12 protein-coding genes are annotated in these 16,530 nt (G+C 51.8%); 8 read left to right on the top strand and 4 right to left on the bottom strand.

The genetic code is table 11. From position 1 onward, the window contains the following. Window positions 1-460, bottom strand: a 460-nt coding sequence (locus tag ACN0RL_RS17555) for a recombinase family protein (protein ID WP_417519132.1), incomplete at its 3' end; no start/stop codon positions are given. A 510-nt stretch (window positions 461-970) separates the two neighbouring features. Here ACN0RL_RS17555 and ACN0RL_RS17550 point away from each other — a divergent pair. From ACN0RL_RS17550 to ACN0RL_RS17515, 8 genes are all read left to right on the top strand, one after another. Next, window positions 971-2,977 carry an N-6 DNA methylase gene (locus tag ACN0RL_RS17550; RefSeq protein WP_417260436.1) on the top strand — a complete coding sequence of 669 codons (2,007 nt, stop codon included), beginning with the start codon at window positions 971-973 and terminating at the stop codon, window positions 2,975-2,977. Further along, on the top strand, window positions 2,974-4,200 hold the full coding sequence (locus ACN0RL_RS17545; protein ID WP_417260435.1) for a restriction endonuclease subunit S: 1,227 nt from the start codon (window positions 2,974-2,976) through the stop codon (window positions 4,198-4,200). Before ACN0RL_RS17550 ends, ACN0RL_RS17545 begins: the two co-directional genes overlap by 4 nt. 3 nt (window positions 4,201-4,203) lie before the next feature. Next, window positions 4,204-7,422 (top strand): type I restriction endonuclease subunit R, encoded by a 3,219-nt coding sequence (locus ACN0RL_RS17540; protein WP_417260434.1) that lies wholly within the window; start codon window positions 4,204-4,206, stop codon window positions 7,420-7,422. A gap of 99 nt (window positions 7,423-7,521) precedes the next feature. Then, window positions 7,522-9,075 carry an ATP-dependent nuclease gene (locus ACN0RL_RS17535; protein ID WP_417260433.1) on the top strand — a complete coding sequence of 518 codons (1,554 nt, stop codon included), beginning with the start codon at window positions 7,522-7,524 and terminating at the stop codon, window positions 9,073-9,075. Next, window positions 9,076-9,918: a hypothetical protein gene (locus ACN0RL_RS17530; protein WP_417260432.1), complete on the top strand. Its 843-nt coding sequence runs from the start codon at window positions 9,076-9,078 to the stop codon at window positions 9,916-9,918. It abuts the gene before it with no gap. A gap of 330 nt (window positions 9,919-10,248) precedes the next feature. Further along, window positions 10,249-10,545: a hypothetical protein gene (locus tag ACN0RL_RS17525; RefSeq protein ID WP_417260431.1), complete on the top strand. Its 297-nt coding sequence runs from the start codon at window positions 10,249-10,251 to the stop codon at window positions 10,543-10,545. Beyond that, complete coding sequence (locus ACN0RL_RS17520) at window positions 10,542-13,676, top strand: HsdM family class I SAM-dependent methyltransferase (RefSeq protein ID WP_417260430.1); 3,135 nt, start codon at window positions 10,542-10,544, stop codon at window positions 13,674-13,676. Before ACN0RL_RS17525 ends, ACN0RL_RS17520 begins: the two co-directional genes overlap by 4 nt. Continuing rightward, window positions 13,631-14,347 (top strand): hypothetical protein, encoded by a 717-nt coding sequence (locus ACN0RL_RS17515; protein ID WP_417260429.1) that lies wholly within the window; start codon window positions 13,631-13,633, stop codon window positions 14,345-14,347. Before ACN0RL_RS17520 ends, ACN0RL_RS17515 begins: the two co-directional genes overlap by 46 nt. Window positions 14,348-14,468: 121 nt before the next feature. Here the strand turns inward: ACN0RL_RS17515 and ACN0RL_RS17510 are convergent, their stop codons facing one another. From ACN0RL_RS17510 to ACN0RL_RS17500, 3 genes are all read right to left on the bottom strand, one after another. Beyond that, window positions 14,469-14,843 carry a hypothetical protein gene (locus tag ACN0RL_RS17510; RefSeq protein ID WP_417260428.1) on the bottom strand — a complete coding sequence of 125 codons (375 nt, stop codon included), beginning with the start codon at window positions 14,841-14,843 and terminating at the stop codon, window positions 14,469-14,471. Window positions 14,844-15,023: 180 nt separating this feature from the next. After that, window positions 15,024-16,154 carry a TraI/MobA(P) family conjugative relaxase gene (gene traI, locus ACN0RL_RS17505; protein WP_417260427.1) on the bottom strand — a complete coding sequence of 377 codons (1,131 nt, stop codon included), beginning with the start codon at window positions 16,152-16,154 and terminating at the stop codon, window positions 15,024-15,026. Continuing rightward, window positions 16,151-16,525: a plasmid mobilization protein gene (locus ACN0RL_RS17500; RefSeq protein WP_417260426.1), complete on the bottom strand. Its 375-nt coding sequence runs from the start codon at window positions 16,523-16,525 to the stop codon at window positions 16,151-16,153. The genes traI and ACN0RL_RS17500 overlap by 4 nt, the downstream gene beginning before the upstream one ends. Window positions 16,526-16,530: the final 5 nt, after the last annotated feature.

Below are 16,530 nucleotides of genomic sequence, written 5' to 3'. Positions count from 1 at the left end.
AATCGTAGCCATAGAGCTTGCCGCCGGGGACGCCGCCGCGAAGAACAGCGGCAATGACGCCTCTGTGTGTTTTGTCGGCAAGGTCTTTGAGGTAGAGCGCATTCATCGTGCTTTTGAGGCCGATATGCAATTCGTTGATAAGGCCTTCACTGACTGTCTCAACGGGCACGCCCAGAAACAGCATTCTCTTAAAGAAGTTGGCTGTGTCAGCTTGATCGCGGCTGATGCGGCTCAAGTCCTCTGCGACAACAAGGTCGAACCTCCCATTGAAAGCCCCGATTAGCAGTGCGCTAAGACCTGGGCGGTTTACGATGTGGGATCCTGAAATCGCCTCGTCACGATAGATCTCTGCAATGCTGTAGCTTTTGCCTTGGCAAAATTCCTGACAGCGCCGGATCTGGTCCTGGGTGCTTGTTCCCTGTTTATCGGTGGAGTGGCGGGCGTAGATTGCTACATGCACTGATTGTGTCCTCGAAGGTTGGATCAGATTGATTACCTGTCGGAATGACTCATGTGCAAGGCAAAAAACGCATGTTCTCTTAAGGGTAGGTATTTATAAAAATATAACAGTTACAATGCATTGTCAGAAAGTGCCAAAGATTGCCAGAGATTGACGGAGATTGCCAGTTTGTGCCACTCTGTGCCTAAGATTGCACAACTTTACCCTGTCGTGCTGGGGGCAGGATAGGTTTGGTGGGCCCACCAAACAGCCCAAACGGGCTTCCTGCTTATTCGCATGGCGGTGCCATGCTCAACGGAAAAGAAAAACGATAATGCCAGATGTGCCACTAGATCTGTTGCATGTAAGGTTTCGCTGAGAGTATTGAGCAACTGAATTAGAATGATTTCTTGGTGCTCAGGCGTGGGCTGTCAGACATGAACTGGTCGATCTGGTTGCGCTGCAAGTCACTTATAAATGGTGGTCGTTAGGCGGATAGCCTTGACCGAGAAAGAAAATACAAAGGTCTAAATGGAACATATCGGTGAAATCGAAAAGCGGCTTTGGTCTGTAGCAGACCATCTTCGTGCAAACTCGAACTTCGCGAGCAACGAATATTTTCTGCCCGTTATGGGGTTAATTTTTCTGCGCCACGCCTATAGCCGGTTCCTTCGTGTCCAAGATGAGATAAAAGCCACGCTCCCGTCCCGTGGTGGTGTCACCCGGCCACTGACGAAAGAAGACTTCTCGCAGCGCGGTTCGATTTTCCTGAGGCCTGACGCTCAATTTGATCAGCTTGTCGCTATCCCTGACGGTGGCGACAGAGCTGGTGCGATTATTGCGGCAATGGAAAGCATTGAGGCCGACTATGTTTCCCTAGACGGAGCTTTGCCGAAAGCGGAATACCAGGAACTGGGAGATGAAGATCTCGGCCAGCTTCTACGGACCTTCAGCGACCCAGCGCTTGATAAAGCGGACGGCGATGTATTCGGCAAAATCTATGAGTACTTCCTGACCCAGTTTGCCGATCAGAAGGCCCATGACGGCGGCGAGTTTTTCACGCCGGTTTCCATTGTTCAAACCCTCGTCAATGTGATCGAGCCTGATCACGGCAAAATCATCGATCCGGCTTGTGGGTCGGGCGGGATGTTCGTGCAGTCGGCGCATTTCATTGAAAAGATGGAGGCGAACCCAAGCGACCGCGTGACCTTTTACGGGATGGAGAAAAACCCGACGACCATTCGACTGGCGAAAATGAACCTCGCTGTTCATGGCCTGGAAGGCGATATTCAAAAGGCGATTTCCTATTACGAAGACCCGCACGACATGGTCGGTAAGGCCGACTTCGTGATGGCCAATCCACCATTCAACGTGGATGAAATCGACGCCGAAAAAATCAAGAATGATCCGCGTCTGGAATTTGGCCTGCCGGGTGTGAACAAGGGCGGCAAGGTTTCCAACGGCAACTATGTCTGGATGTCGTTCTTCCATTCATATCTGTCACCGACCGGGCGCTCCGGCGTTGTAATGTCCTCGCAGGCGTCTTCTGCCGGAGGCGGTGAAGCCAAGGTTCGTGAAGCGCTGATCAAAACCGGCGATGTCGATGTGATGGTCGCCATTCGCGGCAATTTCTTCTATACGCGTGCCGTGCCGTGTGAGCTGTGGTTCTTTGACAAGGGCAAGCCGGAACACCTCAAAGACAAGGTGCTGATGATCGATGCGCGGAATATCTACCGCAAGGTGACGCGCAAGATTTTCGATTTCACGCCGGAGCAGCAGCAGAACATAACCGCCATCGTTTGGCTTTATCGCGGCCAGACGGATCGTTTCCTTGGACTTGTCGAAAGCTATCTGGAAACAGCCTACACCCAAATGCAGGCCTGCGATTTTTCAGGCCTCGTCAAGGCGATTGATGCGGTCACCACCGCGCATAAGAACGACGAACTCGATGCGCTGGCCGAAACCATCGAAGCCGACATAGACCTGCTGGCCGAGAAGGCGAAAACAGTCAAGGCGGAGCATTGGGATGATGTCGCGCAGGATAATGCGGGACTGAAAGATTCAGCCACTGCATTCGAGCCTTTGGCAGATCAGGCCAAGGCCTTGGCCAAGGAAATTGACCATTTCTACAAGCTGGCTACCCGCGTGCATGAGCAGGAAGTGCAAGATGGCACCAAACCGGCGGAGGGTAAAAAGCGCCTGAATGAGCTTGATGTCGCGCGTCATGAGGTGACCGAGCACCTGAAGATGGCGCGGTACTTTCACACCCAGGCCGAATGGCTGCAAACGCGTTTTCCTGATGCAGAGCTCTGCGATGTGGAAGGGCTGGTCAAGCTCGTCAGCCGCGATGAGCTGAAAGCCAATGACTGGAGCTTGACACCGGGGCGGTATGTTGGCGTCGCACCGGAGGAAGAGGACGAAGAGTTCGATTTCGAGGAAGCGCTCAGCGACATTCACATCGAAATTGAAGGGTTGAATACTGAGGCGGTTGAGCTAGCGGCTACCATCAAAAAGAACTTCGAAGAGTTGGTTATATGAGTTGGGCTGAATGCACTCTGGGAGACGTCTTACGTGTGAAGCATGGCTTTGCATTTAAGAGTGCACATTTTGAGGATGAAGGACCATACGTTGTCCTGACACCTGGTAATTTCTTCGAAAGTGGCGGCTTTCGATCTCGTATGGGAAAAGACCGTTCCTATAGCGGTGAAATCCCAAACGGATACATATTAAATGAAGGTGATGTCGTCATCGCCATGACTGAGCAAGGCCCAGGGTTGTTGGGAAGCTCGGCTGTTATTCCCGAAGGTGCACGTTATCTGCACAATCAGCGTATCGGTCTCATAAATCAGATCGATGAAACAAAAGCGGATAGGAAATTTCTCTATTACTTATTTAACACACGAGGTGTTCGGGGGCAGGTCAACGGAAGTGCGACTGGTACAAAGGTCCGCCATACAGCTCCTGAGCGAATCTATCGCGTTAATGTCTCTCTGCCTTCTGTTGATGAACAGAAGAAGATTGCGGCTACTCTGACCGCATATGACGATCTGATTGAAAATAACCGGCGGCGGATTGCGTTGTTGGAGGAAGCGGCGCGGCTTTTGTATCGCGAATGGTTCGTCCATTTCCGCTTCCCCGGCCACGAACACGTCAAAATCATCGATGGCGTACCGGAGGGGTGGGAACAAAAAATCTTTGCGGACGTTTGCGATACTATCGGTGGCGGCACACCATCCACCAAAGTCCCAGAATATTGGGCTGACGCTGATGTTACTTGGATTACTCCAACTGATATCACTAGAAATAACTGTCTCGCATTATTGGATGGAGAGAAAAAGATCAGTCAAGCGGGCTTGAAAAAGTCTTCAGCCAAGCTTGTGCCCGCTTACACAATTTTAATGACGAGTCGCGCGTCAGTTGGTTTTTTTGGAATCATTGATCGTGAGGTCTGTACTAATCAAGGCTTCATCAATATAATTCCCCATGAGGAAGTACTGCGGTACTATTTACTATTTAATCTGATACATCGCGTTGAAGAAATTCGGGCGCATGCTGGCGGTTCCACATACGCGGAAATTAGCAAAAGCAAATTCAGAGCGCTCCCTGCCACAATCCCAACTAACGAGTTGCTTGTGGATTTTGACGAGAGAGTCCGTCCTATCTTGGATCAGGTTCGTCGCTTAAAAAAGCAGATGGAAGCTCTTGCTCAGGCTCGCGACCTTCTTCTCCCCCGTTTGATGGATGGGAGGTTGGAAGTCTAGCTAGTGAACGATTACACCGAAGACAGATTGGCACAACAAACACTGGCGGAGTACCTGGAGCAGGAACTTGGCTGGGACAGTGTGTTTGCTTTCAATACTGAGACCTTCGGGCTCGAAGGAACGTTGGGGCGCAAATCTGATCGGGATGTCGTTCTCACCCGTCATCTGGGCGAAGCATTGGTTCGCCTCAATCCGGGATTGCCCGATGAGGCCTATCAAAGCGCATTGCGCCAAGTCACCGACACACTCGCTTTCCAATCCGTCGTTCAGACCAACCGCGAGAAGTATGAGCTGATCCGCGATGGCGTATTGGCGAGTTACAAAAAGAACGGCGAGATCAAGAAAAGCCGCCTGAAGGTGTTTGATTACACCAACCCCGACAACAACAATTTTCTTTGCGTCCGCGAGATGTGGGTGAGCGGTCCCAACGGGCACCGTCGCCGACCTGATATCATTGGTTTCGTTAACGGCCTGCCCTTGATGTTCGTGGAGCTGAAACGCCCCGACAAATCGCTGCGCCGTGCCTATGACGACAATTTCCGCGATTATATGGACACGATCCCGCAGCTTTTTCACTTCAACGCCTTTGTGGTGCTTGGAAACGGGGTGGAAGCCAAAATGGGCTCCATCTCTGCCAAGTACGAGCATTTCAGTGATTGGAAACGTCTGGCCGAGGGCGACAAGGGCGTGGTGCAGATGGAGACCCTGATCAAGGGGATCTGCACGCGGGCAAACTTCCTCGACATTTTCGAGAACTTCATCTTGTTCGATGAAAGCACCGGCAAGCTCGCCAAGATCGTTGCTCGGAACCATCAATATCTTGGCGTCAACCGTGCGTTACAGTCTGTGATCAATCGCAAAGAGCGCGACGGGAAGCTCGGCGTGTTCTGGCACACGCAAGGCTCGGGTAAGTCCTATTCTATGGCGCTTTTTGCGCAGAAGGTACGCCGAAAACTCGGAGGTGATTTCACCTTCCTTGTGCTGACCGACCGAACAGATCTGGACAACCAGATTTACAAGACCTTTGCCGGGGTTGGACTGGTCAACAACGACAAGGACCCTTGCCGCGCCGATAACGGAGCGGAGCTTAAAAAGCTTTTGGGTGAGCAAAAGGCCTTTGTCTTTTCGCTCGTGCAGAAGTTCAATCAGGAAATCGAAGACGGACACGAGTACTCGGCTCGCGACAATATCATTGTCATGACTGATGAGGCGCACCGTACCCAGTACGGGACGCTCGCGATGAACATGCGCGATGCATTGCCGAACGCCAGCTATATCGGGTTTACCGGGACACCGCTCTTCACCAGCGATGAAATAACCCAGCGTGTCTTTGGCGGCTATGTCTCGACCTACGACTTCCAACGGGCGATTGAAGATAACGCCACCCTGCCGCTTTATTACGATGCGCGGGGGGACAAGCTCGGCCTATCAGCGGAGGGATTGAACGAGAAGCTTTCCGCAGCGATTGAAGAAGCGGAGATTGAAGATGCCGATGTCGCGGCCAAGCTCGAAAATGAATTGAAGCGCGAATACCACGTCATCACGGCAGAGAAACGCCTACGCCATATCGCGGAGGACTTCGCGACGCATTACTCGACCAATTGGGAAACGGGTAAAGCGATGTTTGTGGCGATTGATAAGATCACCGCCGTCCGTATGCATGGCTTTATCAAGGAAGCCTGGGACGCGCGGATTGCTGCGCTGGAAGCTGAGCAGAAAGACGCCCGTGACGACCAGGACCAGGCAGTTCGGGAGCGCCAGATCGCGTGGATGCGGGAAACCGAAATCGCCGTTGTTGTCAGTGATGAACAGGGCGAAGTGGATAGGTTCCGCAAGTGGGATCTCGATATTGGCCCGCATCGTAAGCTGATCAAGGACGGCTTCTTGCTGGAAGACGGGAAGCGGTTGGACGTTGAAACCGCCTTCAAGCGAGAAGAGAATCCGTTTCGTGTGGTGATCGTGTGCGCCATGTGGCTGACCGGTTTTGATGTGCCATCACTCTCGACGCTTTACCTCGACAAGCCCCTTCAGGCGCATACGCTGATGCAAGCCATCGCGCGCGCGAACCGTGTCAAAGAGGGCAAGAATAACGGTTTGATCGTCGACTATTGCGGTATCCTCAAGAACCTTAGAAAGGCACTGGCGACCTTCGCTGGCCACACGGGAGAAGTTGGATTTGACGGCGAAGGGCCGGAAACCGATCCGCTCCATCCAGAGGAAGAGCTGCTGGATGAGCTGTCTGAGACCATAGAATTTGTCCGCCAGCATCTCCATGACAATGGCTTCGAACTCGCAACACTTAAGACCGCAACCGGCTTCGCCAAGAACAAGGCGCTGGTCGATGCGAAAGAAGCGGTGAATGTGGACGATGAGAGCCGCAAGAAGTTCGAAATTTCCGCTCGTTCTGTCTTTCGAAAATACAAAGCTTGCCTGACCTTCAAGGGCGTGCAGGACTATCGCAGCGACTGCGAGGCAATCAATTTCCTCTACAAGACATTGCAGGAAGATCGGGACAAAGCCGATACCTCGGAAATCATCCAGAAGCTGAATGCGATTGTCAGTGAGGCAATCGACGTCAAGGCCGACACAGAATCGGATGACAAGGTCTTCGATATCTCGAAGATCAATTTCGATCTGCTGCGCAAAGAGTTCGCGAAGAGTGAGAGCAAGCGTTCAGATGTTCAGGATATGAAAACGGTTGTTGAAGATCGGCTGCGTAAGATGCTGATGCAAAATCCGCTGCGTGTTGATTTTCAGGAACGCTTTGACGAGATCGTTCGCGACTACAACAAGGAAAAAGATAAAAACACCATTGAGGCGACGTTTGAAGCTCTTATGAAGCTCACAGCCGAGATGAGTGAGGAGCAACAGCGCCACGTCAAAGAAGGTCTTGAGAGCGAGGAGCAGCTCGCGGTTTTCGATATGCTGCTTAAGCCCGACCTTTCAAAGGCCGAAATCAAGAAGATCAAGTCTGTCGCTGTGTCGCTTTTGAAAGAGCTCGAAAAGCAGATGCGGGACGTGCAGGACATCTTCTCTAAGGTCTCAACCCGTGACCGCTTCCGCCAGTCGATCTATGATTTTCTCTATGATGATCGGACGGGGTTGCCGGTGGAGCAATATGACGAAGCAGACCTCGGCATCAAAACCGATGTGTTGTTTAGTTTTTTTGAAAGGCAACGTTCCTCTACCGTAGAAAAAGGTGGGGATTATGCAGCGATCTAATTGGATAGACATCGATAATTTTTATTGTTTTCGGGGTCCAGCTATAAGCCATCGAAGTCTTTCGAGGTTTGATTTCAACAACATATTACGCAGGCTGCCATGAGATTTCATGTCATTCCAAATAATAGCCATGTACCTAGTGAGGGTGCGTCCATCGGATACCTTTGGACAGACAATTGGAATGATTGGTTTGAATACTCAACACTATACAGCGCAACCTTTTTTGATGCTGACGGTGAAAAGCACGAAATAGGGGCGGTGAAAATCGGGCAGTTCGATATGGGTAAGAAACAAGCCCGACCAGAGCTACCTGATGTGTTCAACGAGCTGGATGAACGCTTTTTTTCATTGGGTCAGGACGCCGATTATTATACAGCGGTAATGTCCTTAGGAAAGAAAACAGCCGCTGAGTTCCTGGCAGCGCTCAACGACATATCTGCCGACAAAGAGCTTTATATTCAAGCCCTTGAAGAAAACGTGACGGGTGTATCGCTACTACGTTCCGTCAACAGGAAAACAATTGAAGGCCAATTTCGCCGCATTATTGGCGGCGGTGTCGAACTGACTGACTACAATTTTAGTTATGTAGGTCCAACTCCTTTGCACGAGAGCGTGGAGTCAATTCGTTTGGATTTCGAAGTTACACCAGAATCACTACCCCCTACGAACATCCACGTTTTGATAGGACGAAATGGTGTCGGGAAAACATACCTTCTAAACGCAATGACGCGGGCCCTAGTCTCTCCAGATAGTAGCCAAGATGTGAATGGCCAGTTTATCAGTCAGTTAAGTACATTTGAAGAAACGCATGAAAGCCCATTCTCAAACATTCTATCAATTTCATTTAGCGCTTTCGATGACTTTAAAATTCTGCGCCAACGTCGTAATGCTACAGAGGGCGTGAGGTATACTAATGTCGGCCTGAGAAAAAGAATAAAAGATAATAAAAATGAATGGATTATGACTACCCGTGATCCTGAAGAACTTGCGAAGAATTTTTCGGCTAGCGCAAAACTTTGTACGAGTGGAGTTCGGGCGGAACGGTGGCGCAAAGCGCTAACGACACTTGAGGCAGACCCACTATTCGCCGAAGCCGAAGTCGCCAGCCTTGCTGATGTAGATAAAGAAGATTTCGGGCGGGCGTCAGGCAAACTATATCGACGCTTAAGCTCAGGTCACAAAATTGTGCTTCTTACCATCACCAAGCTTGTTGAACATGTGGAGGAGAAAACGCTTGTTCTAATGGATGAACCTGAAGCTCACCTTCACCCACCTTTGTTAGCTGCTTTTATTCGAGCCCTGTCAGATCTGCTTATCAATCGAAACGGTGTGGCAATCATTGCGACACACTCCCCGGTGGTGCTTCAAGAAGTTCCGCGATCGTGTGTCTGGAAAATTGTTAGACATGGTCACGCAGCGGAAGCAAGCCGCCCTGGAATAGAGACCTTTGCCGAAAATGTTGGTCTCCTAACGAGTGAAATTTTTGGCCTAGAAGTTACGCGTTCTGGATTCCACAGATTATTGGCTGACTCCGTGGACGACGAACAGCAGATCAGAGAAGTGACAGAGAAGTTTGAAAATCAAGTTGGCGCTGAGGGGCGTGCTCTAATTAGCAGCATGATTGCATCACGAAATGCTGGCGAGGGCGAATAGATGTGGCGTGTAGAACAACCTGACTTTGATGCGGGCGAAACATTTACGACTTGCATTAGCCGCGTCAGAAACCCTGAGAACCGGCGCCGTTTGACAGCGATACGCCCAAACATAGAGACAGCAGCCGACGATTACGTAGCTAAAGCTGAGAACAGCGAACTGTGCCTGATACCAAAAATTGATCCTATAGGATTAGTTCCAGGTAGCGAGATGGTTAAGACTTATGAAGGGCGCATGGCAAAGAAAGGTCAGCCGGGCCGCCCTATTTATGATCAGATCATGCTTTTGCCCGAGGGCGATCGCTGCCCATTTTGTGATCATAGGAATGTCTCTACTCTGGATCATGTTCTTCCAAAAACACTGTACCCAATATTTGCTGTAACGCCGATCAACCTTGTTGGCTCATGTATTGACTGCAATAAGTTGAAGTGGCACGCCGAGCCAACAAGCGAAAACGATACGGTCCTACATCCATACTTTGATGATGTGACTGAAATACAATGGCTCGGAGCGCATGTTGTCCAGCAGACACCTGCCGCACTTATCTTTCATGTCTTAGAAGTAGGCGAGTGGGATGAAACCCTCAATGCTAGAATAGTGCACCAGTTTGATCTGTTGGAGCTCGCTAATCTTTATTCAAGCCAAGCCGCGCGCGAGATTACTGATATTAGGAAAAATTTACAGCGGCATTTCAACTCTGGTGGGGCCGGTGCTGTGCGAGCAGAGCTTGAGTTTCAAGGGGAATCGCGCAGGGCGAATCGTATTAATTCTTGGCAGACGGCTACGTATGAAGCACTCGCGGAATCTGACTGGTTTTGTACTGTGGGGTTTGACAGATTCTGAACGATTCATAGACTTTATGAGATCTGTTAATGCCTGCGGGGAAGCCAGAGGTTTTTTGCCTCTTTCTCCCTGCTCGGTAATCTGCTTGATCGCGTCAATCTTGAAATCTTCGGTAAATCGGGAGGTGCTCATAATCTTCTCCTTGTCCTCATTTTTAGGGGGCAAGGTGTCTACAAATCTAGGGGCTGTTCATATCTTATTACCTTGGCTTACCGCGCGATGATCCTTGACGCTGAGAGAGTTCGGTCATAACAGGAGCATTGAGCCTCGACGCTCATATTTTAATGTGTTACGGATAATTAAAATGTGTGCAATTAATGTGAGGCAGTCTTGTCATATGAGGAGTTTATATCGGAACTCGGCAAGGCTGGTTTGAGCGTGCGCAAGTTTGCCGATTTGGTCGGCATGCGTCCCAATTCTGTATCGAACAATGCGAAACGCGGTGAAGTCCCGACGCATTTGGCCGTGATCGCCGCGTTGCTCTCTGAGCTACGGGCTAACCGCATCCCAATCGACCCAATCTTCTCGCGTCTCAATTTGACCAAAAGCGCAAAGAAGCCCCGGGGAGCTTCTGCTGCAGGCAAGTTCGGAGGCGACAAGCAAGGTCGCCTTGATTTGCTGCCATGACTCAATCCGTCTCCATCACGCTTGATATGGCGCACGCGATGCTCGGATGGCCCGAGCCGAAGCAAGTGACCCATCCTCGGGGTTCCGGGGCGTCTGTCTATGCGTCGCTGGTCCATGACAAGATCGGGCGCTCCCTTGGATCTTCCCGCGATTTTCGCTATGCACGTCTTGGCGTATTGATGGCGGATCCCGACGCTGTGACTTCCGAGCCGCCTCTCGCGATTGTCGTTGAGTTCGATCAAAGCCCAAGCGCCGATGCTCTGCGCGAGCTTCAGCGTCTATCGTGGAACTTCTCGCACTCGCCCACGCTCATCACTATTGAACCAACGACGCTGCGGGTATGGAGCTGTTGCGAAGCGCCGGATCCGGATCGGCCAATCGCTGACTATCTTGTCACGGCTCTCACGGCCGGCGAAATTGCAGGAGATCAAGGGACAGATTTGCAGAGACGTGCGGCGCGCGCGCTTCACTGGGTTAACCTGATCTCCGGTCATTTCTTCGCCATGCATAAGGGGCGGTTCGACCGAGACGGTCGCGCCGATCAGATGCTGCTCGGCAATATGCGCTATATCCGCGACGAGCTTGCCGCGCGCGGGTTGGTCGATGACGATGTATGCCACGATCTCCTTGCTAGGGTTATCTTCGTCCAGTTCCTCTTCGATCGCAAAGACCAAGACGGCAATCCGGCACTGACTGAGGCCAAGTTACACCGCCTTCACAAAGATCAGGTTCTCGAAGAGCGCCATTCGTCGTTCAGCAGTGTCCTTGCAAATTACGAAGATACCTACAGGTTGTTCGACTGGCTAAACACTAAGTTTAATGGCGACCTCTTTCCTGGCAAGGGGGATACCGCTGAGGCTCGCGCCATCGGATGGAACAAGGAACGCAGCATCGTTTCGCGGGACCATCTTGAATTGCTCGCAGAGTTTATACGCGGTGATCTCGACATGCACTCGAGACAAGCCTGTCTGTGGCCGCAGTACGCCTTCGACGTGATCCCGCTAGAGTTTATTAGCAGTATTTACGAGACCTTCGTAACCAAACGTGCGTCGCAGGATGGGATCTTTTATACCCCGCCGCATATGGTCGACTTCGTACTCGATCGCGTGCTGCCCTGGCATGGCGCGGCATGGGATTTGAAGATCCTCGATCCATCCTGCGGCTCCGGCATTTTCCTTGTGAAGGCTTTCCAGCGGCTGGTGCATCGCTGGAAAGCTGCGAATCCGGATCAGCCGGTGCGTGCCGAAGTGTTACGGCGCCTCCTCGAGCGCAATATCTTTGGCGTCGATATCGATCCGCACGCAGTGCGTGTCGCGTGCTTTAGTCTATACCTCGCGATGTGCGACGAGATTGAGCCGCGGCACTACTGGACACAGGTCAGTTTCCCGTCGATGCGCGACGTGCGTCTGATCCAGTCGGATTTCTTCAACGAGGCCCACAAGGGATTCAGTTGTGAGAGCGATGAGAATTCCTACGACTTGATCATTGGCAACGCGCCGTGGGGCGACGGCGTGATCACTGACGGCGCACGCGAATGGGCTACGGATGAGCGCCGCAAATGGCCGGTCACCAACAATGACATTGGTGGCCTGTTTGTTGTCAAGGCAGCCGAGCTAGCAAAGGGCGACGGACGGGTCGCATTGATCCAGTCGGCGAATAGCCTGCTGTTCAACATTAGTCCGACTGCAATCGAATTCCGAAAAAAGCTGCTGGGCTCTCACCGGGTGGAGACCATTTATAATCTATCGGCACTTCGCTTCAGGGTCTTCAAGCGGAAGACACATACCACCAAAACATCGGCGGCGCCGGTTTGTGTAATTGTTTTGACCAAGGCGGCACCTACCGCTGAGGACACAATAGACTATATCAGCCCGCGATATTTGAAACCATTCGTCGACGAATTTACAGTTGTGATCGAGCCCAATGACCGGCGTGCTCTAACAGTGGCTGAGGCTATCGGCAATCAATTGATTTGGACGCAGCTAATGTGGGGCAGCAAACGCGACATTACTCTGCTCAAACGGCTGCGAGCTTACCCTTCGCTCTCAAGCAGGGCGGATATGCTGAGTCAACAAGGCATCAAGTTCGGAGATCGCACCAAAGTCGTCCCCGCTCTCAGCGAATGGCGCATCTTCAACGACACTTCTTTTCCCGATGGCGCATCCCGCTATTTAGATGTCGCCGATTTTCCAAAGATAGGAAATACGCCGATTCACTCGCGGGCATCTACGAGCGTTGCCTCCTTCGCCGCGCCGCAGTTGATCGTCAAGCAAAGTTGGACCAAGCCTTCAGGACGCTTTAACGCACGTCTGACACGAAGCGCGCATGGCGAAGGGATACTTTGCAACGAAAGCTATTATTCGATCCACTGCGATTCAGAGGCATTGCTTAATGCCGCGTGTTTGGTATTCAACAGCAAGGTCGCGGTCTATGTCCTACTCCTAACAAGCGGTCGTTTTCTTTACCGTCCCAAACCATCCAAGGGAGAATTACTCGGCCTGCCGGTGCCGGACAGCGACGCGCAATGGACCTACACACTCGATACGCCGGAGACGATTGATCGACTGAGCTTCGACTTGTTTCAGCTCAATGAGCCCGAGCGGATACTGGTCGAGGATATGATCGACTATACCTTGGGCGATTTCATCGGAAACGAGCAGTCCATTGGCCGCCAGTCCACACTATCGGCGGGGGCAGATCCTGATGAACATCTACGGGCCTATTGTGAGATTTTCACCCGAGTTTTGAAAGCAGGCTTTGGCGAGCAAAAATCAATTTCTGCAACCATTTTCCAAGTTGAAGAAGAGTACATCCCTTACCGGCTAGTCGCATTCGAGCTTGGGGGGCCGTCGATTAACAGCATCGGTGTTAAGAAAGTGGACTCTGACGAACTTCTCAATGAGTTCCGTCGGCTCGACATGCGCATGCGCTCGCAAGGGGGCATTTTTAATCAACGAGTGGTGCGCATCTACGATGTCGAAGACGGGGTGCCGACAGTTTTCGTTGTCAAGCCAGACCAGAAGCGTTTTTGGACGCGAAGTACCGCTCTGCAGGATGGCGACGAAGTCGCGCTGGATCTCTTCCAATGGACCCAGACCACCGAAACAACACCGGAAGGCTCGTTGCATTGATAAAGGAGGTTGATGATATCCGATCGGCAAAAATCGTGGACCCAAACTTCATCGTCCAAGCCAAGTCGTGGATGCAGAATCCGACGGAAGCACTGTTAGGTTTCATCTGGACTGCATATGCATGTATGCAGGCTGACAAGCCTCAGATTGACTCGCGTGACTTGGAGAGGAGTATTACCCAGTTGCTCGAACCGCGCGTGCGGTCTTCGATGTCAGGATTTGAGCCCTTCTACATTCAGCATGGTCCCTTCGAGCGCGAGACAATGATGCCTCCACCTGCACAACCGCCCGAATATGATCTTGCCTTCGTTCTTAGGGGCAACGAGCGAATTATGTGGCCGATCGAAGCCAAGGTTCTCAAAACCCCGAATGCCGTCGCAAGCTATGTGTCCGACGTCACCAACCAATTTCTGACATGCCGTTACGCTCCATTCTCTAACTCTGGCGCAATGTTAGGCTATTTACTGAACGGCGATGCAGACGATGCATTCGTAACGATTGCGCAAAAGCTCGCTTGCACACTCGATCCGGTACCTGGGCAGGTGGCGAGAAAAAACCGCGTTTCCAACCATTCGAGGACAGTGCCCGCCGGTAAGGCTTATCCCGCCGCCTTTTCTTGCTACCACCTCATCCTAGAGTATCCCGGTTTAACAAGAACCAGCGTTTCCTAATCGTCTTGCCATGAGTGCTTTCCCGGTACTCCATATAGCCATTGCCGGAAGAAATCCGTATCGCCCAGTGGTGTGCGGTGACCGGCGGTTTTATAGGGCCTTTGGCGGCTATGTCGCTAAGCTACTCCGAGATTGGGCGCGTCTTATCCTCGATGTCAAAGCCCTCAATCGATAGGCCGACGATCATATTAATAAACGCTTTCGTCTCAGTGATGATTTCATCGGCCTCCTTGGTTTTGCTAAAGGAGCCTCGATGGACGACGGCATTGCGGGCCAAGTTGATCTTCTCGGTCGACCTGATGAGCGCCTTCGCCGTCTTGCTTGTCCCCGGAGTTGCAAAATAGACCGGCACGAACAGGCGCGTCACCTTCAGTTGCAGTCCGTTGGCCCAGCGGAGAAACTGATCGATGATCACAGCATCGAACTGCGTCTTCTGGGCCCATTCGGTCCGGATTGCGTATTTGGCGGCGATCTCCGCTGCAGTCGCGTAGCGCACGTAAGTTAATCATTCTTGTAAATTATTGATTTTTACAAAGGGGCCAGCTCAGGGGCTGTTTCCCCGCAGGCGCGGGATAGACTTTACGCCCTCTAAGGAGATATCAGTCCCTGAGTGATTACTCGGCAGGAGCGAGAAACGGCCACTCTCCGAAGCCTTCGCCAAGCCCTGTGCAATCGCTTATCTTGACAAGCCTGTGTGGATATTTCTTCGTTCTTGAGAGTTCACACGGGCTGCGGCAGGTTTGGATGAGAGGATGTACAGCATCTCGTGGTGCGCTATGACCAACACCATGGCCAGCGGATCCTGGTATGCTTCCGTTAGCAGAAACATCTTCCAGTTTCGTAAGGCCCGGGCCGTCAGGCTGAGCTGCCGGGGCAGGGGTTTGCGCTCGTCAAGGTAACGACGCCAAAGGGCAGGGGTGTTGCGATGCCGAACAAGCGGTCGGGGCCTGTAGTGTCGTTTCGTTCTGGTTAGATGTTCACCTTTTTTGCGTGGTTTGGCTTGCTGCGCCTCAAACACCCCGAACCGTTCTTCGAGCTTCTTCTTGCTACAAGATCGATCCAATTGGCTTGCCTTTATCGCCTGATCATCCGGGCTCATCAGGACCATACCATTACCGCGCAGCTTTAGGCTAATGTCATATCCGGACAGAACCTCATGCGCTTCCTTCCAGTTTTTGGCTTTTCCCAAACCTTCCAGTATTTCCTCACGGTGCTTTAGAACATGCCGTTGGAATGACTCCTGCCAAGTATGGGCTTCATAATCCCGCGCTGCAGGCGAAAGCTTGTTTGGGTCGCGCTCTTTGCCATCGGTCATGCCGGGATCAATGGCGAGACCGTATTTCTTCTCCATCTCGCGCGAGACCTTGGCGAGGAGCTTAAAATCGCGATGCGGTGTGATGACCTTAAGTGTTTCCGGATGCACTTTGTTAAAGGCGATATGCATGTGGAAATTATCGGTATTGATGTGTGTTCCAACCACCCGCTGATGATCTTCGTAGCCAAGTGCCTTGGCATATTCGGCCTCAATCGCCATTAGGTCATCCTTGGTCAGTTTGTCCTGCTCGCCAGGGCGGAAAGAAACGACAAGATGATAGGTTTTATCTGCAATATCGGGCTTTTGCCGCCGAACCGCTTCGATTTCCAGAAGGGCAAGATCGAGATCCTCGATATTTGTGCCGGCATCGCAATTGCGGATCCAGAACTGATGAAGCTTCTCACCTTTTTCCTCGGCTGCAGCGATGTATTCGCCCAGACGGGTGTAGTTATCCGGCACCCCGGACTTTTTGCCGATTTTGGTCGCGATCATGATTTGTCCTGTTTGCGAATGCCCGGTTGAAGCTGGTCGCGGATATCGCCAATGGCAGCCTTCAGGTCTGCTCGGGTTGTTTCAATATCACGGACCAGGCCGTCAAACTTCTTGAGCAGATCTGCCGAGAGCGGCTCATCGAGAGCGAGTTTAAACAGGTTGCCCAATCGCGCCTGATCGGCATTGACCTTGAGAAGATCACGAATGCCCTGCCATGCCGCAAAGTCAGCGGCACTCGGCAGCTTGGTGTTCATCAATAGCCGCTTGAGCAATTCCGAGCGTGACAGACGCATTTGATGCGCAAGCTGATCGATACGCTCTTTCTCTTCGTCGTTGAGATAGGTCTTGATGACGTGACGTTCGGTGGCCATTTCTT

It is taken from the genome of Marinobacter sp. (assembly GCF_048259445.1).
Taxonomy (GTDB): domain Bacteria; phylum Pseudomonadota; class Gammaproteobacteria; order Pseudomonadales; family Oleiphilaceae; genus Marinobacter.
The sequence above is the reverse complement of the archived record's forward strand: the minus strand, read 5'-3'. Positions and strand labels throughout refer to the sequence as shown.